Source organism: Rheinheimera sp. 1928-s (genome assembly GCF_029269265.1).
Classification (GTDB): domain Bacteria; phylum Pseudomonadota; class Gammaproteobacteria; order Enterobacterales; family Alteromonadaceae; genus Pararheinheimera.
The window spans coordinates 71,569-97,199 of sequence record NZ_JARIXP010000003.1 but is presented as its reverse complement, the minus strand read 5'-3'; the positions used below and the strand labels follow the sequence as shown (position 1 = coordinate 97,199).

Annotated in this window: 26 protein-coding genes; 12 read left to right on the top strand and 14 right to left on the bottom strand. The window is 46.8% G+C overall.

Going from position 1 to position 25,631, the window contains the following annotated elements; translation table 11 throughout:
* Positions 1-11 precede the first annotated feature (11 nt).
* Entirely contained in the window at positions 12-395 is a 384-nt protein-coding gene (locus P3C17_RS08170; RefSeq protein ID WP_300928959.1) for a DUF1294 domain-containing protein, read from the bottom strand.
* Positions 396-573: 178 nt separating this feature from the next.
* On the opposite strand from P3C17_RS08170, the gene P3C17_RS08165 reads away from it, so the two are divergent.
* Together P3C17_RS08165 and P3C17_RS08160 are read left to right on the top strand one after the other, a co-directional pair.
* Positions 574-1,002 carry a cupin domain-containing protein gene (locus P3C17_RS08165; protein ID WP_300928958.1) on the top strand — a complete coding sequence of 143 codons (429 nt, stop codon included), beginning with the start codon at positions 574-576 and terminating at the stop codon, positions 1,000-1,002.
* 3 nt (positions 1,003-1,005) lie between these two features.
* Positions 1,006-1,341: a YceK/YidQ family lipoprotein gene (locus tag P3C17_RS08160; RefSeq protein ID WP_300928957.1), complete on the top strand. Its 336-nt coding sequence runs from the start codon at positions 1,006-1,008 to the stop codon at positions 1,339-1,341.
* On the opposite strand, the gene yjeH is transcribed toward P3C17_RS08160, so the two are convergent.
* Positions 1,298-2,569: an L-methionine/branched-chain amino acid transporter gene (gene yjeH / locus P3C17_RS08155; RefSeq protein WP_300928956.1), complete on the bottom strand. Its 1,272-nt coding sequence runs from the start codon at positions 2,567-2,569 to the stop codon at positions 1,298-1,300. The two genes, P3C17_RS08160 and yjeH, sit on opposite strands and share 44 nt — an antisense overlap.
* A gap of 130 nt (positions 2,570-2,699) precedes the next feature.
* Between yjeH and P3C17_RS08150 the strand changes: the two genes are divergently transcribed.
* Positions 2,700-3,128 (top strand): Lrp/AsnC family transcriptional regulator, encoded by a 429-nt coding sequence (locus tag P3C17_RS08150; protein ID WP_300928955.1) that lies wholly within the window; start codon positions 2,700-2,702, stop codon positions 3,126-3,128.
* On the opposite strand, the gene P3C17_RS08145 is transcribed toward P3C17_RS08150, so the two are convergent.
* From P3C17_RS08145 to P3C17_RS08135, 3 genes are all read right to left on the bottom strand, one after another.
* Positions 3,112-4,572, bottom strand: a complete 1,461-nt coding sequence (locus tag P3C17_RS08145) for a diguanylate cyclase (RefSeq protein WP_300928954.1) — start codon at positions 4,570-4,572, stop codon at positions 3,112-3,114. The two genes, P3C17_RS08150 and P3C17_RS08145, sit on opposite strands and share 17 nt — an antisense overlap.
* 152 nt (positions 4,573-4,724) lie before the next feature.
* Complete coding sequence (locus tag P3C17_RS08140; RefSeq protein ID WP_300928953.1) at positions 4,725-5,264, bottom strand: glycine zipper 2TM domain-containing protein; 540 nt, start codon at positions 5,262-5,264, stop codon at positions 4,725-4,727.
* Between the two features lie 103 nt (positions 5,265-5,367).
* Positions 5,368-5,628 carry a GNAT family N-acetyltransferase gene (locus P3C17_RS08135; RefSeq protein WP_300928952.1) on the bottom strand — a complete coding sequence of 87 codons (261 nt, stop codon included), beginning with the start codon at positions 5,626-5,628 and terminating at the stop codon, positions 5,368-5,370.
* 77 nt (positions 5,629-5,705) lie between these two features.
* On the opposite strand from P3C17_RS08135, the gene P3C17_RS08130 reads away from it, so the two are divergent.
* A complete protein-coding gene (locus P3C17_RS08130; RefSeq protein WP_300928951.1) occupies positions 5,706-6,470 on the top strand; it encodes a transporter substrate-binding domain-containing protein in 765 nt (254 codons plus the stop codon).
* Between the two features lie 209 nt (positions 6,471-6,679).
* Here the strand turns inward: P3C17_RS08130 and P3C17_RS08125 are convergent, their stop codons facing one another.
* Positions 6,680-8,020 (bottom strand): FAD-binding oxidoreductase, encoded by a 1,341-nt coding sequence (locus P3C17_RS08125; protein WP_300928950.1) that lies wholly within the window; start codon positions 8,018-8,020, stop codon positions 6,680-6,682.
* Between the two features lie 90 nt (positions 8,021-8,110).
* Here P3C17_RS08125 and P3C17_RS08120 point away from each other — a divergent pair, with 90 nt between their 5' ends.
* A complete protein-coding gene (locus P3C17_RS08120; RefSeq protein WP_300928949.1) occupies positions 8,111-8,677 on the top strand; it encodes a GNAT family N-acetyltransferase in 567 nt (188 codons plus the stop codon).
* A 167-nt stretch (positions 8,678-8,844) separates the two neighbouring features.
* Here the strand turns inward: P3C17_RS08120 and P3C17_RS08115 are convergent, their stop codons facing one another.
* Positions 8,845-9,108: a hypothetical protein gene (locus tag P3C17_RS08115; protein WP_300928948.1), complete on the bottom strand. Its 264-nt coding sequence runs from the start codon at positions 9,106-9,108 to the stop codon at positions 8,845-8,847.
* Between the two features lie 167 nt (positions 9,109-9,275).
* On the opposite strand from P3C17_RS08115, the gene P3C17_RS08110 reads away from it, so the two are divergent.
* Both P3C17_RS08110 and P3C17_RS08105 read left to right on the top strand, forming a co-directional pair.
* On the top strand, positions 9,276-10,520 hold the full coding sequence (locus P3C17_RS08110) for a divalent metal cation transporter (RefSeq protein ID WP_300928947.1): 1,245 nt from the start codon (positions 9,276-9,278) through the stop codon (positions 10,518-10,520).
* A 171-nt stretch (positions 10,521-10,691) separates the two neighbouring features.
* Complete coding sequence (locus tag P3C17_RS08105) at positions 10,692-11,978, top strand: cation:proton antiporter (protein WP_300928946.1); 1,287 nt, start codon at positions 10,692-10,694, stop codon at positions 11,976-11,978.
* A gap of 60 nt (positions 11,979-12,038) precedes the next feature.
* Here the strand turns inward: P3C17_RS08105 and ilvN are convergent, their stop codons facing one another.
* The gene (gene ilvN / locus P3C17_RS08100) at positions 12,039-12,530 is read right to left on the bottom strand and encodes an acetolactate synthase small subunit (protein ID WP_300928945.1); all 492 of its coding nucleotides are present in this window, start codon (positions 12,528-12,530) and stop codon (positions 12,039-12,041) included.
* A 1-nt stretch (position 12,531) separates the two neighbouring features.
* On the bottom strand, positions 12,532-14,271 hold the full coding sequence (locus tag P3C17_RS08095; protein ID WP_300928944.1) for an acetolactate synthase 3 large subunit: 1,740 nt from the start codon (positions 14,269-14,271) through the stop codon (positions 12,532-12,534).
* An 852-nt stretch (positions 14,272-15,123) separates the two neighbouring features.
* Between P3C17_RS08095 and P3C17_RS08090 the strand changes: the two genes are divergently transcribed.
* The 4 genes from P3C17_RS08090 to P3C17_RS08075 all read left to right on the top strand — a co-directional run bounded on the left by P3C17_RS08090 (position 15,124) and on the right by P3C17_RS08075 (position 18,742).
* Complete coding sequence (locus P3C17_RS08090) at positions 15,124-15,435, top strand: hypothetical protein (RefSeq protein ID WP_300928943.1); 312 nt, start codon at positions 15,124-15,126, stop codon at positions 15,433-15,435.
* Between the two features lie 216 nt (positions 15,436-15,651).
* A complete protein-coding gene (locus P3C17_RS08085; protein ID WP_300928942.1) occupies positions 15,652-16,497 on the top strand; it encodes a tetratricopeptide repeat protein in 846 nt (281 codons plus the stop codon).
* A 23-nt stretch (positions 16,498-16,520) separates the two neighbouring features.
* Complete coding sequence (locus P3C17_RS08080) at positions 16,521-17,774, top strand: serine protease (RefSeq protein WP_300928941.1); 1,254 nt, start codon at positions 16,521-16,523, stop codon at positions 17,772-17,774.
* Positions 17,765-18,742 (top strand): FHA domain-containing protein, encoded by a 978-nt coding sequence (locus P3C17_RS08075; protein WP_300928940.1) that lies wholly within the window; start codon positions 17,765-17,767, stop codon positions 18,740-18,742. The genes P3C17_RS08080 and P3C17_RS08075 overlap by 10 nt, the downstream gene beginning before the upstream one ends.
* 68 nt (positions 18,743-18,810) lie before the next feature.
* Here the strand turns inward: P3C17_RS08075 and P3C17_RS08070 are convergent, their stop codons facing one another.
* Positions 18,811-19,194 carry a response regulator gene (locus P3C17_RS08070; RefSeq protein WP_300928939.1) on the bottom strand — a complete coding sequence of 128 codons (384 nt, stop codon included), beginning with the start codon at positions 19,192-19,194 and terminating at the stop codon, positions 18,811-18,813.
* 189 nt (positions 19,195-19,383) lie between these two features.
* On the opposite strand from P3C17_RS08070, the gene P3C17_RS08065 reads away from it, so the two are divergent.
* Positions 19,384-20,562: a methyltransferase gene (locus tag P3C17_RS08065; protein ID WP_300928938.1), complete on the top strand. Its 1,179-nt coding sequence runs from the start codon at positions 19,384-19,386 to the stop codon at positions 20,560-20,562.
* On the opposite strand, the gene P3C17_RS08060 is transcribed toward P3C17_RS08065, so the two are convergent.
* The 4 genes from P3C17_RS08060 to speA all read right to left on the bottom strand — a co-directional run bounded on the left by P3C17_RS08060 (position 20,559) and on the right by speA (position 25,589).
* Positions 20,559-21,764, bottom strand: a complete 1,206-nt coding sequence (locus P3C17_RS08060) for a mechanosensitive ion channel domain-containing protein (RefSeq protein ID WP_300928937.1) — start codon at positions 21,762-21,764, stop codon at positions 20,559-20,561. The two genes, P3C17_RS08065 and P3C17_RS08060, sit on opposite strands and share 4 nt — an antisense overlap.
* Complete coding sequence (locus P3C17_RS08055; RefSeq protein WP_300928936.1) at positions 21,758-22,681, bottom strand: acyltransferase; 924 nt, start codon at positions 22,679-22,681, stop codon at positions 21,758-21,760. The genes P3C17_RS08060 and P3C17_RS08055 overlap by 7 nt, the downstream gene beginning before the upstream one ends.
* Positions 22,681-23,574 carry an acyltransferase gene (locus tag P3C17_RS08050; RefSeq protein WP_300928935.1) on the bottom strand — a complete coding sequence of 298 codons (894 nt, stop codon included), beginning with the start codon at positions 23,572-23,574 and terminating at the stop codon, positions 22,681-22,683. Before P3C17_RS08050 ends, P3C17_RS08055 begins: the two co-directional genes overlap by 1 nt.
* 128 nt (positions 23,575-23,702) lie before the next feature.
* The gene (speA, locus tag P3C17_RS08045; RefSeq protein ID WP_300928934.1) at positions 23,703-25,589 is read right to left on the bottom strand and encodes a biosynthetic arginine decarboxylase; all 1,887 of its coding nucleotides are present in this window, start codon (positions 25,587-25,589) and stop codon (positions 23,703-23,705) included.
* Between the last annotated feature and the right edge of the window lie 42 nt (positions 25,590-25,631).

The following is a 25,631-nucleotide window of genomic DNA, read 5'->3' as shown; positions in this document are numbered from 1 at the left end:
AGTTTTTGCCCTTATGGCAGCAACCAGCCGGATAACCATAAACTGTAAAAGGCTGAGGTGTTCAGTAGTACCGTTAACCAGAATAGCAATTGAAAGCTGACTTTACGGTTTTTGTGCCGAAACCAGTGTTGAGCTACAAAAGCCGCAGGCCAGCCGCCCACTAAACCCAGCAGTAGCAAGCTGCTTTCCTGAGTGCGCCAGGCTTGTTGTTCAGCTGCTTTTTTATCCCGCCAATAGCCAAACAAAGTTACAGCATTGATCAGCACAAAAACATACTTCAGCCAGCCTGGTACTAACAGCTGCCAATCCAAATACAACAGCCATAAGGTCAGCAGCACAAAAAGGCCAATACTGAATTTTAAACTGAAGCGAAAAGCTGAAGGTGTGGGCTGCATGAGCTGATCCTTAGGAGGCGTTGGATTGAAATTCAGAACAAAGACGTTATGAAGCTTGCTTAGTCTAAAGAATACTAGCTGAAATACCGCTGAACCAGAATTGCTTTGTTACTGTTTTTTCTGGAGATCTGCTTTGCTCCAACTAGACTTTATTTCAGCTGCCCCAGAGGAATAATCTATGAACAAAATCATTGGCTGGATCTGTGCTGTATTGCTGCCTTTTAGCTTCGCTTTATCCGCTATCGAAACCAATACTGCTGTAAAGGTGACCCCTGTTTTAAAGACCAGCCAAAGCTGGGACGGTGTTTCATTAAGCTATCCGCAAGGTCAGGCTGAAATTACCGGTGTCAGGATTGAAATAGCTCCGGGTGGAGAAACCGGTTGGCATTTACACCCGGTTCCTTCTTTTGGTGTTGTGCTGCAGGGTCAGTTGGAAATAAGGTTAATAAATGGTAAAAAGAATGTGGTCAAAGCAGGTGATGCTTTAGCTGAAGTAGTCAACACTGCTCACAGCGGTAAAAATATCGGCACTGAACCTGTGTTGTTGCTGATTTTTTATGCCGGAGCTGTAGGGCAGCCGAATTCAACCCCAGTCGCCGAAGGATGATAAATGCGGGTACCTATCAAAACACTGAGCCTTTTCACACTGCTGGCTGTCTTAACTGGTTGTGGCACCATGCAAACGCTGGAACCGGAAAAAGGCAAAGTGGCGATCAGTTTCAACGATAAAAAAAGTTACTGTCAGTCTATTCCACGTATTTACAGTGGGACTGCCCATAACTTTTGCCAGCTTTACGGCGAACCAACCCAAAGTGGCTTTAGCACAGCGATGTATTTTTCATTTTGGGCTTCTGACACTGTGTTGTGTGCTGTCACTGATACCCTGGCTTTACCTTACACTGTCACACGCCAGATCCAGGAGGGCTCACTGAAGGTGGTGCACTAAGACGTTGTTGTTTCTGCTGCAAATAAAGCAGCGGCCCAAGCACGGCAATCAGCAGCAGGGCGTACACCATATGTTCTGCGATAGCCACAGCCAGTATCAGGCACAAAGCGAAACTCAGCAGACACAAGCCTTTATAACGGTCGGGCAGTAGTGTGTAAGCGGCTGCCATGCTAACCAGATAAATCACCACGAAAACGCCGTTGACCCAGCTGATTAAATCTTCCAGTTGTTGGCCGCTGAGCCAGGTCAGTACTAAGACGCCAGCCATGGCTGCGATAATGGCGGTTAAAGCACGTTGTGGCATCTGGTAAGCATTTTTCTGCTGAAAGTAAACAGGAGTAATACCTTGTTCGCTAAAGCTGGCCAAAGAACGCGCCACACTGGCGGTATAAACATTGACTGTGGCTATGCCGCTGCAAAAACCTAAGACGCCAAGCACCAGTTCGCCATAGCCTCCTAACAACTGATTAAAAACGCCAATCATAGCCAGCGGATGGTCAGAACCCATCACCAACACCAGGTAACTACAGGCCAGATAAATAGCACCCACCACCAGACAACCACGGATCAGCGCAGGTAATAAATCTTTGCTGGCGTCTCTGAAATCATGGGCCAGATGCGTCATGGCTTCGATGCCTAAAAAACTCCAGAAGGCGATGGCACAGGCCGCCGCCAATGCACTGCCATTAAAGTCAGCCAAAGTAGGCTGTTGTACGTTTTGCGGTTGCAGCAGGCCAAAGGCCAGTAATAGCAGCAAGACCACCATAACAATCAGCAAGGTTAAACCAAACTGCAAGCGGGCTGAGAGCTGTAAACCCCGGAAATTCAGCAACCACAATAACCCAAGCAAACCCAGTTCAACCGGCAAACGCCATTGTTGGGCTTGCGGTATCAAGGGGGCAATAAATTCAAAAGTAATCATCAAAGCAGCAGATGCGCCCAGTGGCACCACCAGCAAAAACATCAGGCCCAAAATTCGGCCTGTCAGTTCACCAAAAGCTAAAGCGGCAAAGTGGGCAGGCCCTGTGGCATGAGGAAAACGGCTGGCCAGCAAACCAAAAGTAAAAGCCAAAGGCAAAACGGCAACAGTGAGTAACAGCCAGGCTAGCAAAGCCCATGAACCTGCTACTGCGACAGTCATTTGCGGCAGAATAAATACTCCGGTACCCAGTAAGGTGGTGGCCATTAATGCCGCGCCTTGCCAGCGTCCAATTCCTTTGTGTGACATAGTTTTTCTCTTCGGTTAGGGCTGGTGATATTCTACTGAAAGCCCAGGCTGCAAACTGCGGTTTTGTACCGTGAAAATGCAGTTGTATTGATAACAAAAGCGGCAAAATGCCGGAGCGCGTATACAAAAGATGGATAAATTTGATCAACATATTCTGGCCGAACTGAAAAAAGATGCGCGGCAAAGTGTGTCTACTTTAGCGGAGAAAGTCAGCTTGTCGCGTACTGCTGTCTCCGATCGTATTAAGCGGCTGGAACAAAACGGCGTGATCCGTGGTTATCAGGTGCTGTTGTCTGAATCACAAAAAAGTGCGGTGTCGGCTTACTTTGAAATTCAGCATCGGTGTGGCCGTTGTGCTGATGTGATGCATGTGTTTCGGGCTATTCCGGAGGTGGTGACTTGCCATGGCATCAGCGGTGAAATGGATTTACTGGTTTATGTAAAAACAGAGTCGATGCAGCGCTTGCATGAAATTCGTGAGTTACTGGATGCGGAATTGGATGTGATTAAAATCCGCACTCATGTGGTGATGAGTGAATGGATTAACAATCTGGGCTAGAGGACGCCGCAGCTTTGGAGCGGACCTCGCAGTTACGCCCGGCATTTTTGGCCTGATACAACGCCTGATCAGCCAGTTCGACCAGGGTTTCGCTATCCATATCAGAGGGCGGAATATCGCAGTACCAGCCAATACTGACAGTGCAGTGGCCTTGTTGCTTATTCAACTGCACCTGATGCGCTTCCAGGCGCTGTAAAAAGTCTTGTAACAATTCCTGCATAGTCTGTGCGTCACAACCGACGCTGACCAGAATAAATTCTTCGCCACCATAACGCACCAGTAAGTCGTCTTTGCGCTGAAACTGGCTTTGGCATAAAGTGGCGAAGTCTTTTAAGCACTGATCACCAAAGCTGTGACCAAGGTTGTCGTTAATGTGTTTAAAGTGGTCTAAATCCATCATGGCTAAGGTCAGAGGCAGTTGCTGACGCTGACACAAAGCCAGCGCCTGTTGCACACGAGGCTCAAAATATTGCCTGTTGTACAAGCCAGTTAAAGGGTCATGCTGACTTAACTGTTCCAGCCGGATATTGGCTTCTGTCAGTGCCTGATTGAGCTTTTTAAGTTTCAGGTAACTGATGCTGACCACGGAAATCAGTAATACAAAGGCCGCCAGCATTTGCCAGAATAATTCGTAGTCAAAACCCTGATCGTAGCGAATAGCCAGCCAGTGATTGTTGATCTGCTGTTTTTGCTCCGGACTGATCTGCGCCAGCAAGGTATCAAAAATTTCCAACAGCACAGGGTCATCATTACGACAGGCCAGACTCAGTAACGTATCTTCAGCTAATCGGCCTGCTATTTTCAGGTTGATGATGGAGTTTTGTTGCAGGCTAAAGCTGATACTGCCCATATTACCAAGCATACCGTACAAATTTCCGGCCTGAACCTGTAATAGCCCTTGTTCATAGCTATGAAAAGGCACCAGCTGTAATTGCGGGTAACGTTGCTGATAAATCTCAAGCGTGCCGAAACCTGCTCTGATGCCGATAGGAGCTGAGTTTGGAATATCGGCTGCAGAGCGGATAAAAGCTTTGTCCTTCGTCGTGACCACCACATTAGGCACTTCCAGATAAGCTTTGCTGAAGTTTAAGTAATCCAGGCGGGATGGAGTGGGCATCGCCAGAGTGAGCAGATCGCAGTGTCTGTCTTTGGCCGCTTGCAAGGAGGCAGGCCAGTTTGGTGTCGGATGCAGCTCCAGTGGTACAGGCAGCATTTGTTGTAACAGGCGAATATATTCGGCCGACATCCCTGTGTGTTTGCCTTGCTCCGACAGTGCTTCAAAAGGCAGCCAGTCCGGGTCTATACAGTAAGTGATTTTGCCTTTGAGTTTCAGGTGCTGAATTTGGGAAGCTGACAACAAAGGTTCGGCCCATGCAGCTGTGCTTGCCAGCCAGAGGCAAAGCAAAAGAATAGCACCAGCACCCTTAAAACCTACTGCTGACATGAGATGAACAGCCCTGTGTTATGGCATATGCTCCTTTAGCACCATAGGTCTGCTTTGGGCAAGCTGCAAGGGCATCAGCAAAATATTAACAGAAGGTAGTTCGGCAGAGGGGGACGAGCAGAAACAAAAATGCCCCATCAAGGGGCACTTTCTTAGTTGGCGCTGGCTGTAAGCAGCTGGCCATCTTTTACCGGAAGGCGTTCTGCCGGCTCTTCATTTAAACGGGTTTTGTGGACTTTACCGTCCAACAAATAGGTTACGTCGTAACCAACAACCCGTTGTTCTTTTTTCTGCACTGTTTTACAAACCCGGCGGGTTGTACTTTCTACATCCTTGTTTTGCATGTCGTTCTGCACTTGTTTACCGGCATAACCACCAGCTGCAGCACCTGCAACAGTTGCAATCTTCTTACCTGAACCACCGCCAACCTGGTTACCCAGTACACCACCCACCACAGCACCTAAGACAGTACCTGCGATTTGATGCTGATCCTGCACAGCTGCTTTTTGCTGCACTATCTGGTCGGTACACTGTTCAACCGGTACGTTGTAACTTTCATACACAGCTTTGCTGGCAACTACTTCGGCGTATTCCGGTTCTTTGTCTAAATAACTGTAGCCTGCCATAGAGCCTAAAGCAGTAACGGCGATACCACCTACTACTAAACCTGCAATAAGAGACTTGTTCATCATACACCTCAATTCACTGTTATAAAGTTCGATTGCCTTTGGCAATGAAGTTGACAGGAGTGTAGACGCGTCAAGCTGTACTCAAACTGAACCGTAAGCAAATGTTTCAGTTCTTTAAAAAAGGCTGCACATAAGAACAACTGGCTTCTATCTGATAGCCCTGCTTTTTGGCCCAACTCAGACCCGCTTCTACCAGCTGTCTGGCTAACCCTTTTCCTCTGGCACTTTCTGGAACATAAGTGCGGTAAAAGTTGATTTTCTTGCTGTTTGGGTCAAGGCTATAAAGAAGCTCCGCTTGTTCTTTTGCCCACAAAATAAAAAAACGATGTTCTTCAGGATGGTGTTGAATATCAACTGATGCTGACATGCAGAATGGCCTTTGCAGATTAAGGATGATCTCATCCAGACTAAACTTTTTCTAATGGCGGGTATAGAGGTAAACGCATGAGATGGTTGTTGTTTTTATGTATCGCCTTTAGTTTGACAGCCCAGGCTAAAACAGAGCTGACTATTCTGGTCGGCCTGGACAAACCCCCTTATATCGACTTAAACGACAGCTCAGGTTATGAGCTGGATCTATTACGTTTATTAAGTAAAAAAATGGGTTACGACGCAGTTTTTTTGCATGTGCCTAACGCCCGGATTAAAGATCTAATGCTGGCGGGAAGGGCGGATATCGCAACCTTGCAAAAGAGCGATCCAGAGCAACAGCAGCTGTATTATTCGCAGCCCTATATCCGTTATCAGAATGTGGCCGCCAGCCTGTCATCCAAAAGTTTGCAATTGCATCAATTGGAACAATTGAAACCCTATTCTGTGGTGGCGTTCCATAACGCCAGAACTTTGTTGGGGCCTGAGTATCAGCAACTGGTGCGTCTGGTGATGAATTATCAGGAAGTGGCGAACCAGAGTCAGCAACTGCAAATGTTATTGCTGGAACGTTGTGACGTAGTGGTGATGGACAGAAATATCTTTTATTACTACGCCAGATTGGCAGGTCACAGTATGCAGCCTTTTGATTTAGCAGCTGTGTTTCAGCCCAGTTTATACAGTGCGGCGTTTAAGAATGAGCGGTTGCGAGCCAAGTTTGATAAAGCTCTGGCTGAGGTACAGCAAGAGCCCATCTTTACTCAGCTGCAGCTGAAGTATTTTTCAGAGGTGAATCAGGAGCTTCAGCTGCCTCAACTTGAGTCGCATCAGTTTCAGTGACTTCAGTCTGAGCTTCTTCTGCTTTTTGTTTTAACCTGATGGAGTTTTTCACCAGAATGTTTTTCTTTTGTTTGGCTCTTTTACTGATTTTCTTTTTTAATGCTTTGCTTGAACTCATGATGTCTTTTCTCACGCCAGATATGGCCGCTAGTTTACCTGACTCTGTTTATATACCCAAGAAATTGCTGCGGCTTCAAGCACGAAGAGGATTAGAACCAGCGATCTTTGACCATACCATAATGAAAATAGCCCCACTGGCCTAAACGCCGCAGCGCTGGCAAAGGAAACTGCGGCAAAGCGTTCTGATAAATCGGAATGGCGGGTAAAGGCACTCCCATTAAACGTTCAGCCAGTCGTTTACCTGCCTGAACTGAAAAGGTCAGACCGCTGCCGCAATAGCCCATGCTGTACAGCACATTGCCTTTGTCATCGGCCTGAGCCAGATGTGGAATATCATCCAGAGTCATACAAATCCAGCCTGACCAGCTGTAGTCGTATTTGAGTGACTGTAAAGCCGGGAAACTGAGTTTTAAAACCTCAAGCAAGCGGTTAGCAAAATAAGGATCCTCTGCGCCCTGACCGGTAATAGCGCCGCGGCCACCAAACAAAATGCGGTTATCCGGTAATTTACGGTAGTAATACTTTAAAGCGCGGGTGTCCATAATGACTTGCGAGGTTAAAAAATTGCAGGCAGCCAACTGAGCTTCAGACAAAGGTTCAGTGACAATAATTTGTGACAACACAGGCAAGGTGCGGGACTGCACACCGCTGTGCAGCAACTTTGGCGTGTAGCCATTGCTGGCAATCACCACTTTTTTCGCTCTGACATTGCCTTGTGGAGTTATTAACAGTTGGTGGTCGCCATCTTGTTGCCATTGAGTCACAGGGCTTGCACTATAAATTTTCGCGCCAGCTTTTTGCGCCAGTTGCTGATAACCCCATGCCAGTTTGAGCGGGTTAACACCAAAACCATCATGAAAACGCAAAGCTGCATAAGCGTGCTGATCGGCAACAAATTTTTGCTGTAGCTCTTCACGGCTGAATAACTCCACCTGATAACCAAATTCTTTTTGCAGTAAGGTTGCTTGTTGCCGCAGGCTTTTGATCATCGATGGCTTATGGGCCATCCGTAAATACCCAGCTTCTTGCTGGTCGCATTCTATACCAGTGGCGATCAGCGATTTAACGGTTTCAAGACCAGCACAAAATTCGTTATAAATTCCGTGCATTACTGCTTCGCCATACTGGGCCCGCATCACTGAATAGGGTTTCCGACCTGAGGATTTCAGCACAAAACCGGCATTACGGCCGCTGCACCCCCAGGCGGTTTTGTTGGCCTCCAGCACCACAGCTTTTACGCCATGTTCAGTCGCCAGATGATAAGCACAAGATAAACCTGTGTAACCAGCACCAATAATGGCGACATCCACTGATAAATCCTGCTGCAACTGTCCATCATCTGCCGGTGCTGCGCCTGAATGATCAGCCCAATAGCTGTGTGGGTAAGCCTGGCCCTGGCCCGGATGGGGGTCGATAAGCGGGTCGTACATCCGTTTTTCCTTTTGTCGTACAGCTATATTGTAATGGATGAGTTTTTTAGTGATCATGGCAAGAACAAGAGAAAAAACCAAGAGTGTTTTATGCATTCCATAGCTATTCAGTACCGTCAGCTTCAATTGCAGGATTATGCCGCATTACTGCAATTGGCCAATCAGGTGCATGGTGATGGTTATCTGGATCAGCAGTCTCTGGCTTATTACCACCAGTTAAGTATTAAGCAGGGCATAGATGCCAGCTTTGTGGCTTATGCGGATCAGCAACTGGTGGGGTTCCGTTTATGCTGGGCGGCAGGGCAGTGGCAACCCGATCAGTGGTGCAGCACAGATTTATGGCAAACAGAAATAGCGGATACCAGTTATTTTAAATGCAACACCATAGCGCCTCATTGGCAGGGCCATGGTGTGGGTGGCGAACTGATGAAACGCACTATCACTGCATTAAAACAACAAGGCGCAAAAGCCGGTGTAGCGCATTTATGGCGGCAAAGCCCTGGCAATGCGGCTGTAAAGTATTTCACAAAACAAGGTGGGCAACTGGTAAAAATTCATCCGGATAAATGGCGGCAAGACAGCCATAACGGTTACGAGTGCGTGCGTTGTGGTTTTGATTGTCGCTGTGAGGCAGCCGAGATGATCATCTATTTCTGAAAATCCTGCGTCCTTGGCGCCGCGGTTTATAGGCGGGCGACCATAAAGGTCGCCCCTACGGATTTATTTTGCATATTGGGTTGTAGGGGCGCGGGTTTATCCCCGCCCGTCCATCGTTCAATCCGGTGTCGATTGGGTTTATCCCGCCTGTACAATAACCAAGTAGCTTATTCGGTCACCCAAGGCATTTCCGGTAATAACGCCAGATGTTCGATGTAACGCTGCAGATTAAAGGTTTCGTTGCGTTCAATCACGGCTTCCATTTCTGGCGCTAAAGCACAAGCCATCAGCTCTAGTGCATCTTCTCTGCTATGGCCTGTCATGCATAAACGCATCAGAGTTTCTTTTACTTGTTTTGGATCATTATCGGCCAGCTGGTTTTCCAGCACTTCAAAAATTATTTCCTGATCGACTAAAGGTTCCTGAGTCATTCGGTTTTTTTCCAGACAGTTGTATCTATGCGCGCAGCATGCCAGAGTGGTTACAAAGCAGCAAGTCGAAGGACCGACCTCTGAAGTTTTTCCATTTGTCCGATGGTGTTCAGCTTTGGCTTTGGCTAAGCTGGGTCACGACTTTTTAAACATAAAAACAAAAACTTATGCAACAGGGATATTCGTCAAACTGGCACAGCAGGCTGAAGGCTTTGGGGCCAGGTGTTTTATTAGCAACGGCTGCTATTGGTGGTTCGCATATTGTCGCTTCCACTCAGGCTGGTGCTTTATTTGGCTGGCAACTGGCGGTACTGATTTTGCTGGTGAACGTATTGAAGTACCCCTTTTTCCGCTTTGGTGTCGAGTACAGCCTGCAAAGTGGTGAAACCTTGCTGGAAGGCTATAAAAAACAGGGCCGGGGTTATTTATTAAGTTTTGTCTGGCTGAATTTAATAGCTGCTGTGGTCAATACGGCTGGTGTGCTGTTGCTGACAGCCAGCTTGTTACAGTTGTTTCTGCCGGTTCAGTTATCACTGACGGCGCTGTGCCTGATGTTATTAGTAGTCTGTTTGCTGATTTTGCTGGCAGGCCGATACAAGCTGCTTGATAGCGTGTCCAAGTGGGTGATGGTGTTGTTAACCATCACCACTGTAGCTGCGGCCATTATCGCTTTTAACAAAGGAGCAACAGCAGCGCCGGATTTTGTTGGCCCTTCGCCCTGGCAATTAATGTATTTAGGTTTTTTAGTCGCGCTGATGGGCTGGATGCCTGCTCCTATTGAAATCTCCGCTATTAATTCGTTATGGCTTAAAGCCAAGCAGCAGCATACGGCTGTCAGTAAAAAGGATGGTTTGTTTGACTTTAACTTAGGCTACTGGAGCACTACTGCATTGGCTCTGGTATTTTTGTCACTGGGCGCTTTGGTGCAATATGGCTCGGATCAGAAAGTAGAATTAGCTGGTGCTGCGTACACCAGCCAGTTTGTCGCTATGTATGCCAGCACTATAGGTGACTGGTCGAGGTTGCTGGTGGCTTTTGTGGCTTTCCTTTGTATGTTTGGCACTACGCTGACCGTGCTGGATGGTTATGCCCGTACTATCAATGAGTCGTTTCAGCTGCTGGGCTGGCAAAAAACGCACCGAAAAAATAGTTACAACCTTTGGCTGCTGGCGCAGGCTGCTTCAGGTATGGCAGTGATTTTATTTTTTAAATCTGCGCTTGGGCCTATGCTGACCTTTGCCATGAGTCTGGCTTTTGTGACCACACCGATATTTGCCTGGCTGAATTACCGGCTGATGCGGGGTCAGCAAAAACACCTGATGCAGCCCTGGATCCGCTTGTTATCCTGGCTAGGGTTGACCTACTTATTTGGCTTTTCGCTGCTGTTTATCTGGTGGTTTCTGAGCAAATAAAACTCCCTCTAATCACCCGCTTAGCAGAGAAGGGCAGAAATTCGCTTGCGCTGGCTTAAACCGCTCTGTAGTCTCGATTTCAGAGATCGGTTTAAACCGGCATTAAAGCAACAAAACACAACCTTTCCCACTACAAGCATCCTTCAATCAACAGCAACAACAGAAGTGTAAATGATGAGTTCTTTAGAGTTTGTAGTCACCTTTTTGCTGCAACTGGCGGTAATTCTTGTCGCAGCGCAAATCTTTGGCTATCTGGCACGTTTTATTGGTCAACCGAAAGTGGTTGGCGAAATGATCGCTGGCGTTGTGTTAGGCCCTTCGTTATTTGGCTTGTTCTGGCCAGAATGGCAACAACAAATCTTCCCTGCTGACACTATGCCTGTGCTGTATTTTGGCGCTCAGTTAGGCGTGGGTTTGTATATGTTTTTAGTTGGACTGGAATTTAATACCAGTTTGTTTAAACAACAGGCGCGCAGTGCTATTGCTGTGTCTTTAGCTGGCATGTTGGTGCCATTTACTGTTGCCGCTTTATTGTGTGTATGGCTGCTGGATATACCGGGCTTATTTGCTGCCGATATTTCCTATAGCAACGCCGCGTTATTTTTAGGCGCAGCCATAGCTATTACCGCTTTTCCTATGCTTGCCCGTATTATTTATGAACGGGGTTTGTCCGGCACATCTTTAGGCGCTTTGGCTTTAGCGGCCGGTGCTATAGACGATGCTGCGGCCTGGACTGTGATGGCTGTGGTGTTGGGCAGTTTTGGTGGAGGCACCTTACTGGCAGTCAAAGCTATAGTGGGCGGCGCCTTATACGCCAGCCTGATGTTTACTAAAGTCACAGGCTGGTTGCAGCCTTTGGCTGACCGTATTGAAACGAAAGGCGAAATGAGCTGGGGCCAGTTTGCTTTCCTGCTGGTGCTCTTTGCTATTTCTGCTTATTCGATGGAATGGGTAGGTTTACATGCTGTGTTCGGCGGCTTTATTTTAGGTATTGCCATGCCCCGTGGTGCCATAGTGGAGCACTTACGTAAACGCCTGGAAAAAATCACGATTTTTGTATTGTTGCCGATGTTTTTTACCTACTCAGGCTTAAAAACTCAGCTAACTATACTGGCCGATTGGGAAGTGATGTCTGTTGCTTTGGTGATACTGGCCGCTTCGGTGTTTGCCAAAGGCATTGCTTGCTGGGCTGCCGCACGCCTCACTGGCAGTGATAACAGAACTGCTATGGCCGTCGGCGCGTTAATGAACGCCCGAGGTCTGATGGAGCTGATTATTATCAATATAGCGCTGAAGTTTGGCGTGATAGAACCTGCGTTATTTTCCATTATGGTGTTGATGGCCATAGTCACTACGCTCATGGCGACACCACTGTTTGAGCTGGTGTATGGGCGGCATATGAAGAAGAAAGCCGTAGAGAAAAATGCTGTATCAGCGCGGGTTGTAAGTGAAAGTTAACGCCATAAAACAACAAAGCGGACCAGAGTCCGCTTTGTTAAATTCACTAAAACCAGTTTATTACAAGCTTAAGGTACGTTCACCACGTGAAATACCAGAGACACCACTTCGTACTGTTTCCAGTATTTGCGTGCCGTTTAAGGCCTGAATAAAAGCTTCCAGTTTGTCCGACGTGCCGACCACCTGAATAGTGTAGGTGCTGGCTGTGATATCAATAATCTGACCTCGGAAGATATCAGCGCAGCGTTTTACTTCTTCGCGTTGCTCTGGCGTGGTTTTCACTTTCACCATCATCAGTTCACGTTCAATATGAGCCGATTCACTTAAATCCGCTAACTTCACCACTTCAATCAGTTTATGCAGCTGTTTGGTGATTTGTTCTATTACCTGATCATCACCGCGGGTCACCAGAGTAAGACGCGAGATGGTCGGGTCTTCAGTGGCCGCTACAGTGAGCGAATCAATGTTGTATCCGCGCTGGGCAAATAAACCCACAACGCGGGCTAAAGCGCCGGACTCGTTTTCCAGCAATACAGATAAAATATGCCGCATCTTAAGTCCGCTCCGTTTTGCTTAAAAACATGTCATTCATAGCGCCACCTGGTATTTGCATTGGATACACATGCTCTGTTGGGTCGACATGAATATCTAAAAACACCAGTTTGTCTTTGAGGGCAAAAGCACGCTCTAACGCAGGTTCTAATTCTTCGGCTTTGGTGACCCGAATACCGACATGGCCATAAGCTTCGGCCAATTTAACGAAGTCAGGCAAGGAATCCATATAGGAGCTGGAGTAGCGGCTGTCGTAGTTCATATCCTGCCACTGTTTCACCATGCCTAAATAACCGTTATTCAGGTTAATAATTTTGACGCCAAGGCCGTATTGCTTGCAGGTGGACAGCTCCTGAATATTCATCTGAATAGAGCCTTCGCCTGTGACGCAGACGACTTCAGCATCAGGGTAATGCAGCTTGACGCCCATAGCAGCGGGTAAACCAAAGCCCATGGTGCCAAGGCCACCTGAGTTGATCCAGCGGTTCGGTTTATCAAACTTATAATACTGAGCGGCAAACATCTGGTGCTGACCTACATCGGACGTCACATAAGCATCGCCTTTGGTATGCCTGTGCACAGCTTCAATCACAGCCTGAGGTTTTAAATGCGATGGGCTTGTGTCGTAACGGCCGCCATGCACTTCACGCCATTGCTGTATTWGCTGCCACCATTGACCTAAAGCGTCCTGATCCAGTTCGCCTTTGTTTTTCTCCAATTGATGCAGCATTTCCTGCAGTACAGGTTTTACTAAACCCACAATAGGAATATGCGCATTAATGGTTTTGGAGATGCTGGCCGGGTCAATGTCGATATGAATAATGGTCGCATTGGGGCAGAATTTTTTGGTGGCGTTGGTGACACGATCGTCAAAACGCGCCCCTACGGCAAAAATCACGTCGGCGTTATGCATCACCTGATTGGCTTCATAACTACCGTGCATACCCAACATGCCAATAAACTGCGGATCGGACGCCGGATAAGCACCTAAGCCCATTAATGTGTTGGTGACTGGTAAATTCAGCTTGCGGGCGAGCACTGTCAGCTCGTCTGAAGCCCGGCCTAAAATCACGCCACCTCCTGCATACAACACAGGTTTTTTTGCCGCTAATAAAGTGGTCAGGGCTTTTTTAATCTGGCCCGGATGGCCTTTAGCGTTCGGGTTGTAAGAGCGCAGCTTAATATCTTTTGGATAGTCGTAAGGGAACTTCTGGCTTGGGATAGTCATATCCTTTGGAATATCCAATACCACAGGACCAGGACGGCCGCTTTGCGCTATATAAAAGGCTTTTTTCACTAAATACGGAATATCTTCAGGGCAGCGTACCGACATATTGTGTTTCACAATAGGGCGGGAAATACCCAGCATATCGGTTTCCTGAAAGGCGTCGTCGCCAATCAGATGGCTCATCACCTGACCACAGATCACCACCATAGGAATAGAATCCATATAGGCTGTGGCTATGCCGGTAACCGCATTAGTAGCACCAGGGCCGGAGGTAACGAGCACTACACCAGCTTTGCCGCTTGCTCTTGCGTAGGCGTCCGCCATATGGGTCGCGGCTTGCTCATGGCGGACCAGCACGTGTTTCACCTGATGCTGTTGAAACATGGCATCGTAAATGTGTAACACGGCACCGCCGGGGTAACCATACACATACTCTACGCCTTCGTCAGCTAAGGCGCGGATCAGCATGGCTCCACCAGACAGCAGTTCTGGTTGGGTGTTTTGGCTTGTCATTGTTCAGGTCTCATAGTTTGCACGTGCGAACTTTAAGCCCTATTGCGGGCGCAATTGAGCTCAAAGCAAAAATCACTGCTCAGCTTGCGCAGAACAGCATAAATTTTCTTTTACGTGGACGGACAGAGTAAGGGGTCTGTCAAAACTATGTGCCTGTATACCTTGAGGTATGGATCCGACTCAGTGGTCGTTTTTATGTTTTATTTAGCAGGCTTGATGGCTAATTTAAGGGAATAATCGACGAAAGTCGACAAAAACATCTGGAATGTTTTTGAACATTGGAGCGCAGCGACGATGGCCCGCAGGGTGAGCGCCAGGGATGGCGGCGAATACAAAAACATCTGGAATGTTTTTTACTCACATCGTCCCTGATGTTCGCCTTCGGCAGCTAAAGCTGTGCAAAACGGCTGTCCTGCCGTTTTGTGAGCATTGGAGCGCAGCGACGATGGCCCGTAAGGGTGAGCGCCAGGGATGGCGGCGAATACAAAAACATCTGGAATGTTTTTCACTCACATCATCCCTGATGTTTTGTGAACAATGCGCAGCATTGGCCCGCAAGGTGAGCGCCAGGGAAGGTGGCGAGTAACGCTTTTTCTGGCCTGACACAAAAAAGTGTCGCTGCAGCAGTGCGATAACATGAGCTGTTGAACAGTTTTAGCAGGCCTCATTAGGGATTTGGTGCCCGTAATTGGTAGAGGCTTTTAATCATTGGTAGTAAAGAGTGAGCTACCTACAGATTTCTTTCGCACGAGTTTTAGTGATTTCGTAAGAAATCATTGGAATACAGGCACATTGGTATTAGTCTGGTATCCTTTTACTGCTGCGTTATAACGAGTTTCTTAGGGACAAGATATGCAATCAATGACACTTCAAGAGTTCAGCCAACTGGTGCGTAAATACAGGGTAAGGTCCTCTTACATTTTGGCTGGTTTTCTTTTCTTTTGGCAGTTACTAAAGTTGTATTTCGTCAATTCACTTATAGATCGTCGTTCCGAGTTAGGTCTCCCCGCCATTGAGAACCCACCAGAAATAGGGTTTATTTGGCTTGGAGTGATTTTGGGGTTATTTGTGGTGTTAAATCTGTGTTTTTATGGGTTTGAGAAAATACTTGTTAGGTTGTTTTTTAGTGATACAAATACTGGAAAGGAACAACATAAGGGATAGCGAGCCTGAGTGTTGTAAGGTGCACTAAGTCGGTCAGGTATTCGTTGAGTTAGTATCCCCTGGCCTTATCAAAAGCCAATTCGTGAATCTATTTGGCAGCCATACTCACAATTCCCGGCTCAGCCCCGACTTGCAAATCTAAGGTCCCGGCCACATAGTGGTTCAAAGCATTCCATAAAACCGGAGCTGTCCGGTTTGCATAAAAATAGGTGAGTTGTGTCAGCTAATATCAAGCCCGTTACTATAGAAAATGTCCGTGAACTGTTAGAGCTGTCGTTTGCCCAGCCTGTGCTGTTTTATTTTTACTCAGAGCGCAGCCCGGCTTGCTTAAATTTAGGCCCTGTTTTGCAGCGTATTGCCCAAAATTATCCGGATGCGCTGACGCTGGCTGTGGTGGATTGTGATCAGGAGCAGCAACTCGCCGCTCATTTTGGTGTGCGTTCTGTGCCTACAGTCCTCTTTATTAAAGAAGGTCAGCCAGTCGATGGTTTTGCGGGTGAAGAACCTGAACAGGCTATTTTGCAGCGTCTGAGTGCTTTTTTACCTAAGCCGCAAGATATGTTGCTGCAGCAGGCTATGCCTTTACTGGAACAGCAAAACTGGACTGAAGCTTATCCTTTGTTAAAAGAGGCGAATGAGCTGGCAAGTGATCGGGTGGATATCCGCTTACAACTGGCGTTGGTGCAAGTGGAGCTGGGGCAGTTGGATGCCGCTGAAAAAGCCCTGGCTACTGTATTAATGGCCGATCAGGATGCGTTGTATCAGAGTGTTAAAGCCCGTCTGGAATTAGCGCAACAGGCCGCAGACAGCCCTGAAGTAAAAGCACTGGAACAGGCTTTAGTCACAGATCCTGACAATAAAGAGCTGCAACAACAACTTGCAGTGCAGTACCATCAGGTGCAACGTTCTGCTGAGGCTTTGGCTTTGCTTTTTGAGATATTAAAACAGGATCTGAACTTTGGTGAGGCGAAAAAGCTCTATCTGGATATTCTGGCTACTTTACCCAAAGGTGAGCCTTTAGCCTCCAGCTACAGACGTAAACTCTATAGCCTTTTGTATTAATTCATTGTTTGAAAGGACTCCCTATGCTGAGAAAAACATGGACCAGCCTGGTGTGGCTGGTTCTGTGCTGTTGGTCAGCGCAAAGCTACAGCGCTGCTGTGGCAGAAAAAGTATTTGCCGATTACGCTGACGCTTTGTTGCAAATTAAAGTGCTGGAACATGCTTCAGGCGCTAAGTCGGCTATAGGCAGTGGCTTTTTGCTGGCAGACTCGGATCTGGTGGTCACTAACTACCATGTGGTGTCCGAAGCTGTGTTGTTTCCGCAAAAGTATCAGTTGGAGTTTCTGGCGCAAAATCAGCAAAAAGGCGCACTCGAAATAGTAGCTGTGGATGTGGTTAACGATTTGGCTTTGCTAAAAACTGACTACAAAGCGGCCAAAAGTTTCCGGCTACAACAGCAAACACCAGTGCAAGGGGCGACAGTGTATTCACTGGGAAACCCGCATGATTTAGGCTTAATTGTTGTACCAGGTACATACAATGGCCTGCAAAAACACAGCTTTTACCCTCGCATTCATTTTACCGGTGCTATTAACAGTGGCATGAGTGGTGGCCCGGCGGTCAATGACGCCGGCGAAGTGATTGGAGTGAACGTAGCTTCTGCTGGTAATGATTTAGGTTTTTTAGTCCCTGCGGCTGCTTTAAAAGCGCTGCTGGAAAAAGCTGTAGTGGCTGACTTAAAACTGGATATTCAGCAGCAATTGATCGGTAACCAGCAGCGCATGTTTCAGCAAATTTTGCAGGCCGACTGGCAACTGAAAAACTTTGGCCCTGCCACAGTGCCGGACGAAATTGTGCCTTTTATCCGCTGCTGGGGTATGTCCAATGTGGAGAAAGACAAAGACGATATCAAAAGGGTGAATGCCTTTTGTAATCAACCGGAAGAAATCTTTTTATCGTCAGAATTCAGTACAGGCCGCATTGAAATGCAGTTTGAATGGATCCAGGCCAAAGACTTACATCCACTGCAGTTTTTCCGCCGTTATCAGTTCAGTATTAGCCAGATGAATGCCGATAACAGCGCAGGCGAAGATGATGTTACGGCTTTCTCCTGCCAGAACCAGTTGGTAAGCCCGGTCGAAGGGCAGCATGCTAAGGCAATATTTTGTATCAGAGCCTATCGTAATTATCCGCAACTTTTTGATGTAGCTTATATTTCAGCTTCTATGGACCACCAGCAACAAGGCGTGATCAGCCACTTCACCTTAGCAGGAGTGGATCAACAAATCGCTTTAGAGTTCAGCCGTAAGTTTATTGGAGCTGTGGTATGGCAGTAATAGTGGAAGTACTGAATAAGCAGCAAAAAGTCACTGAGCGGCACAAGTTTTTGCAACATCAGGTGCGTCTTGGCCGGGCTTTTGATAATGACGTGATTTTATTTAATAAACACGTTTGTCCTTATCATGCCATGCTGCAACAAGATGAAGAAGGTTACTGGTGGCTTGAGGATTTAAGCTCAGTCAATGGCAGTTTTGTCTCCGGACGCAAAGCTGTGGTAGCTAAAGAGCCACTGCGCTCAGGTGAAATCTGTTGGCTGGGTGAGCAGGCACTGCGATTGTATGACGATGCCCACCCTGTGGCTGAGACGTTGCCATTCAGTGTGATGGGGCAAAGATTACAGGCTATGGGGCATTGGGCTTTTATCCTGTTGTTTGCCCTGATACTGGCTGCCGATCAGGTGGTGGAAATCTGGCTGACATTGCCAAAGCAGCTGGAACAGCTGTGGCCAGCACGATTGCTGGATATTCCAAGGAATTTGCTGTTGTTTTGTATCTGGCCTGCCATTCTGGCGTTGTGGAGCCGTTTTAACCAGCAAGAAAGTCATTTTTTACCTCAGTTAAGCCTGACTTATGCTGCTGTCGCTGCCAGTGCTTTGTGGGGGGCTATTTGTTATTGGCTGGGCTTTAATCTGGATGGTTCAAGTGTGGCTCAGGTGGTGGAAGTTGTTGGCTACACTGTGATCCTGTTTGCATTGTTTAGTGGTAATTTTTGGCTGGCAACCCACTGGTCGTTGCGTGCTCAGACAGCTGTAGCTTTGGCTGTAGCGTTATTGGCAACTTCAGGCCAATGGGCCAGTTTACTGACACCACCATCGCCTTTTGATCGCAGCTTGCGTTACGATCCGCGTATCTTGCCTTTACCTTTTTATTTGGGACAGGGCAAAACTATGCAGCAGTATGAACAGGACTTGCAGCAGTTATTTGAGCAAGTGGAACAAAAGCGGCAGGACAAAGATAAAGAATAAAATTGTAAAATTGGGGTCAGATCACATTATTTGCCAGGCAAATAATGTGATCTGACCCCAATTTCAGCTTACTGCAGTTTCTGCCAGATAGCGCGGATTTGATCAGACAAGGTCATAGGATCAAAAGGTTTGACTACCACGTCGGCAGCACCCAAATCTTTGTAAGATTCAATTTCATTGGCCTGCACTTTGGCTGTCATAAAAACCACAGGAATTTGGCTTAAATCAAAATCAGCCTGCATCTTTTTTAACGTGCTGGGACCATCCATACCAGGCATCATCACATCCAGCAATATCAGCTGAGGCTGAAAAGCGTGAAAAGTATTTAATGCTTCTTCACCACCACTGCAGGTTTCAACGGTGAAACCACCTACGACTTCCAGTGCTACTTTGGCTACAGCCTGAATGGAAGGGTCGTCTTCCACATGCATAATACGTTTAAGTTCTGTCACCTGAATGTCTCTTTATCTGATCCTACTTATAGATCTGAGTGTGCATGATTTTTAGCGCCGATGCCAGTTCAAGTCTGGTTGTGGTACATAAAATACCAGGCAAAAGGCACGGCAGTTTTTGTGTGATCCGGTGGTATAGTGTCAGTATTCGATAGGGTCACGATATTTTATTCGCTTATGCCTCAGCTTTTGTCTGAACAGTTTTTGCAGTTGGATTTGTTATTAAGTCAGTATCAGCAGTTCTGGCGTTTTAGCCCTTTTCATTTAACCAGTTTGCCATGGGCTGATACAAAGTTAGGCCAGCATTTACAACAAATTGAGCCTGCAGAAATAGAGCGTCTGGATCAGGATGAAGCGTATCGCCGTAGTTATTTCTCTGAGTTTTTCCCCGAATTAAATCAGTTCAGCCCTTTTGATTTAACACAGGAAAAAGCCACAGAGCAGACTGCAGTGCCTTTTTGGTTCAGCCGTGATATTAAAGGGCGAAAACTGGAACAAATTCAAACCTTTGCTTTGCAGATGCAGCAAAGTGATTTGCCTGTGCTGGAATGGTGCGCTGGCAAAGGTCATTTAGGCCGCTGGCTTTCTTTTAGTATGCAGCGAAAAGTAACCAGTCTGGAATGGCAGCCCCAGCTTTGTAGTGAAGGTCAGCAACAGGCGGAAAAACTCAAGCTGTCACAGGGTTTTGTTCAGGCAGATGTGTTGTCTGAAGATGCTGCTAATCACCTCAAAACAGAGCAACAGATAGTGGCTTTGCATGCCTGTGGTGATTTGCATATTCGCTTATTACAACTGGCTAGCCAGGTAGGAACAGAGCAACTGGATATAGTGCCTTGTTGTTATCATTTAATAGCCAAAGAGCAGTATCAGGCTTTATCCAGTTTGGCGCAGCAAAGTACTTTGGGTCAGTTAAACCGTGATGAGCTTAAGCTGGCAGTACAGGCTCAGGTGACTGCTGGTGAGCGGGTGACACGTTTGCGCCAGACCGAAGTGCTGTGGCGTTTGGCCTATCAGGAGTTATATCAGGCTTTGCAAAAAGTGACGGACTACCGGCCTTTATCTTCAGTGCCTAAACATTGGTTTAGTGGTGAGTTCAGTGCTTTTGCACAGTGGGCTGCCAGTCAACACCAATGGCAGATCCCGGTTGATACAAACTGGGATTATTACCTGCAACTTGGCCAACAACGGCATTTATTAGTGCAGAAAATGCAACTGGTCCGTTCCTTGTTCCGGCCTCTGCTGGAGCAATGGCTGGTGCTGGACAGGGCCATATTTTTGCAACAGCAAGGTTATCAAGTGCAGGTTAAACAATTCTGTGATTACCAACTTACGCCACGCAATCTGATGATCAGTGCTTACAAAAGTTAAAGCTCCTGTTGCCTGCCACCTATCCGCTGGAAAGTACTCAAAGTAAAAAGCGGTAAAGTCGCAAACAAGGTTTCGAAAATTTCGGCCTGAATTTGCTCATAGTTACCCCAGACTTTATCCGAACTAAAACAATAGACTTCCAGGGGTAAGCCTACTTCGTTGGACTCTAACTGACGCACCATCAGGGTCATGTCCTGATTGATATTGGGGTTTTGCTGCAATAGCCATTGAGTGTAATGACGAAACAGTTTCAGGTTGGTTAGATGAGGTTGCTTTAACAAGTCCTTCGCCTGCTGTGTAGCAAAAAATGGCTGCAGCACTTGTTGCTCTAACAGTTGTTGTATTTCCTGCTCGTCCAGAAATCCTATGCTGTGAATATCAATTTTGATGGCTCTTTTAATACGGCGGCCACCGGATTGTTGCATACCACGCCAGTTTTTAAAGGAATCGGAAATTAGTGCATAGGTAGGGATAGTGGTAATGGTGTTGTCCCAGTTTTGCACTTTGACAGTGGTAAGCGCCACTTCAGTCACGGCACCATCTGCGCCGTACTTAGGCATTTCAATCCAGTCACCGCGGTTTACCATGTTATTGGTGGCTAACTGAATACTGGCGACTAAACCTAAAATAGTGTCTTTAAATACCAGCAATAACACCGCTGTTAAAGCGCCTAAACCGCTGAGTAAATACACCGGAGATTTATCCAGCAGCATGCTTAAGATAAGTATGCCGACTACGATAAAGTCGAGTAATTTCAGAACTTGAGCCAGCCCCAGATAAGGTACATTGCTTTGACGGTCTATAGCGCTATAAATAGCGGTAGCAAAATTAATCAGCGCTGCAAAAGCCAAACCTGCAAAACAATAGAGGTAGATCCAAAGACCCAGATGCACGGCAGACATAAAATCCGGCCAATGCAGAAAGAACTTTTCGGCCGAGCTGATCAGTACCACTGCTGGTATTAAATGCGCCACATGGCTGGCTAGTTGCAACCGTTCTCTTGCTGTTTGATGTTCTAATTCGCCATCTACTTTATCCAGCAGATGAGCTATGACGGGCATCAGATAACGGCGGGCCAATGCAAAAAGCAGACATAACAACAGCAAAGCGAGCAATAGTCTGATGGCCAACATCAGCAGATGCTCTGGCGGTAAAGTCTGGCCAAAATAGCTGGCGGCTTGTTGTAAATACAGGTCTAACACAAGGCGTTTTCCGAAGCTGATGTTTCTGGTTGATGGTAAGCCGCTATGGTCTGATCTTTTTTCAGCCAGCGCTGATTCAGCCAGTTTTGAAAGCTGACTCTGAAGGCTTCGTCGTTAAAATAATCGCCAATGATTTCGTGATCAACAGGCAGAATCTCAACCAGAACTACCACGCGCTTTAAACGGCCGCAGAGCATATCCAAAGCCACGTGACCCGGATTGTCAGGGTACAGAATAGTGACATCTAGTACCGAATGAAACTGTTGGCCCATACTGGCTAAGGTAAAAGCAATGCCACCGGCTTTGGGCGGTAATAAATGCCGGAATGGGCTACGTTTTTGTTTGTGTTTTTCTGCGGTGAAACGCGAACCCTCAACAAAGTTGATAATAGTGGTTGGGGTGTTTTTAAACTTTTCGCAGGATTTGCGGGTGGTTTCTATATCTTTACCTTTGAGTTGTGGGTTTTTAGCGACCACTGCCTGGCTATAACGCTTCATAAAAGGCATATCCAAAGCCCAGGACCCAGAACCAATAAAAGGCACCCATTTTAATTCTTCTTTTAAAAAGAACTTAGGCTCAGGAATACGGTTTAATGCAAACTGACTTAGCACCGGAATATCCAGCCAGCTTTTATGGTTGGAGATCAGCAAATACCAGCTGTCCTTTTTCAGCTCAGCCACACCACTGACTTGCCATTCCACTTTATTAAACAGCTCCATCAGCCCTTTGTTATAACGCGACCAGCCGCGATAACACCAATGCGCAGGTTTTGACCAGAATGCTCTGGCTGTTGTGCTTGGCGATAGCAGTTTTGCGATGCCAATCAGCGTGACCAGCGTACCCCATAAAGCTAAGTTGCAGCTAAACATAAAAAATGCCACAGGGGCTTTAAAGACGGCAGGTAACCAGTGCAACATCAGCTTCGCTCTCCTTGCTTCAGCTCTGTTAATAACAAGTCTTTATCTAACCAGAGTTGATTCACCCAGGCCTGAAATCTTTGCTTAAATGCCGGATCGTCATAATCACCAATCAGGTTGGGATCTATAGGCAATACTCTGACCCGTACTTTAATGTCGTGCACTTTGCCGGAAATATAGTCCCAGAAAGTGGGTATGCCTTTGGGGTAACAAATGGTCACGTCCAGCAGCTTATGTAAATGTTCACCCATAGCGTTCAGTACAAAAGAAATGCCGCCGGCTTTAGGTTTAAGCAAATGAGTGAAAGGCGATTGTTGTTTGTCATGTTTAAGTTGAGTAAAGCGTGTGCCTTCAAGGAAATTCATCACAGACACCGGCTTGTAGCGAAACTTCTCGCAGGCTTTACGGGTAGTGGCAATATCGGTGCCTTTGAGTTCAGGTTTTTCTGCCAGTTGCTTGGCGGTTAAACGCTGCATAAAAGGGAAATCCAGCGCCCACCAGCATAAGCCAATCACAGGCACATAAATCAGCTCTTTTTTCAGGAAAAACTTTAAAAAGGGTGCTTTGTGATTAAAGACTTTTTGCAGCACCAGAATATCAACCCAGGACTGATGATTCGCCATCACCAGATACCAGTCTTTGACGCTTAAATTGTCTATGCCTTTGATATCCCAGCGAATACGGGTAAAGGTTCGGCTGGTTAAATTGTTCAGTGTGATCCAACTGGTGGCGCAGAAATCCAGTAAATAAGTGATCCAGGTTTGCCAGATTTTTACCGGAGGTAACTTCACTATGGCCAGGATCAGAATAGGGGTGGCCCAAAAAATAGTGTTGATAAAGTACAGCAGAAAAGAAAGCGAGCCACGTACAGGGGCTGGTAAAAAATGCAGCATTCAGTCACCACTTATTCGTTATTTCCCACTTCCCAAGGTGTCGAGCCTGTGGTCATTAGGGATATAGTTTTAAAAAAGAAAAGCAGGTATACCTGCTTTTCTCTCATCCGATCAGTGGCAAGTTTACCTTAATCTTCGAAGTAGGTGTAACCATAAACCCCGGATTTCAGTTCATCTAAATAAGAGGCCTGCATTTCTGGGGTAAAGTCCATCCGTGCTAATTGCTTCTGATAAGAGGCAAGCAGCTTCTTCGCGTCAAACTGTACATAACGTAAAACGTCAGCCACTGTGTCGCCTTTAATCGCATTGGTCAGACGGTAACCGCCTTCGTCATCCAATTCAACATGCACTGAGTCGGTGTCACCAAACAGGTTATGCAAGTCGCCCAGAATTTCCTGGTAAGCGCCGACCATAAACATACCCAGCAGGAACTGCGAATCTTCTTTGTACGAAGGCAGCGGCAGGCTGGATTCAATACCGTTACCGTCGGCATAACTTTTCAGTACGCCGTCTGAGTCACAGGTAATGTCCTGAATAATAGCGCGGTGTTCCAGTGACTCATCCATACGCTCCAATGGCATCACAGGGAATAACTGGTCAATACCCCAGGCATCCGGCATAGACTGGAACAAGGAGAAGTTTACAAACAACTTGTCGGCTAATTTCTCGTTCAGTTCATCGTGAATATCACGGTGCGAGCGCGACGATAAATCCAGTTTGTTTTTCACTTTGTTGATGGTGGCAAAGTAAATTTGCTCCAGCAACGACCAGTCTTTTAACGTCAGCAAACCATGCACATACTGAGCGTGGGCATCGGTAAAATAATGCACTGCATCGTGGTAGGCTTCGACCGCTGTACGTGGAGTCACGTTTTTATACGAATCCCACAAAGCCCAAATCACGGCTGGTGAGTCTTCGCTTGGCTCTGGCATATTGACTAAACCTGGTGCGCGTTCAACGTCAATCGCATCAGTAATTAACACAGCGTGGTGTGCAGTCATAGCGCGGCCAGATTCAGTGATAATATTTGGATGCGGTAAGTCGTATTCGTCACAGACTTCTTTTAAGCCGTACACCACGTTGCGGGCGTATTCCAGCATGGTGTAGTTCATCGAACAGGCTGAACGTGAGTTCGAACCCTCGTAATCCACACCTAAACCACCACCTACGTCAACCGTCGTGATAGGCACACCTAAAGTGCGCAGTTCAGCGTAGTGACGAGCGCATTCACGGATGGCATTGTGAATGTCACGGATATTGGCAATTTGAGAACCAATATGGAAATGCACTAACTGCAACAGATCCAGTTTGCCGGCTTCACGCAAAATGTCGATGGCTTGCAGCACTTGAGTGGCGGTTAAGCCAAACTTGCCTTTTTCACCACCGGTATTTTGCCATTTGCCTTTACCGACCGAGTTCAGCTTGATACGGATACCAATTAAAGGTGCCTGGCCTAAGCTGTCGATTTCACGGATTAAGGTTTTTAATTCAGTGATTTTTTCAACCACCACATAAACCTGATGGCCCATCATCTGGCCAATAGTGGCTAAACGCAGGAACTCAGAATCTTTATAACCGTTGCAGACAATACGCAGAGGTTTGTCGGTGACACCTAAAATAGCCATCAGCTCAGGTTTGGAGCCTGCTTCTAAACCTACTTTGCCGCTGTCATGACTGACCAGCTTTTTCACTACAGAAAATTGCTGGTTTACTTTGATAGGGTAAACGGCAGTGTATTCACCTTTGTACTCACGCTCTTTTTTCGCCTGAGCAAAAGAATTAATTAAGGTGCCAACACGGTGCTGCAGAATATCGGTAAAACGTACCAATACGGGCAGGGTTAAGCCTTCCTCTTTAAAACGGGCAGTCAGTTCCGGGAAATTAATACCGGGTTTTTTATGGTCCTGATCCGGATAGGCTACCAGGTCGCCATTATTGTTAACATCAAAATAGCCTTCACTCCAGACTGCTACGTTATATATGGATCGTGCTTTTTCGATACCCCAATCTGCCATTGTCGTGCCCTTAAAAAAATGATGCGCTATTTTAAAGCCAAT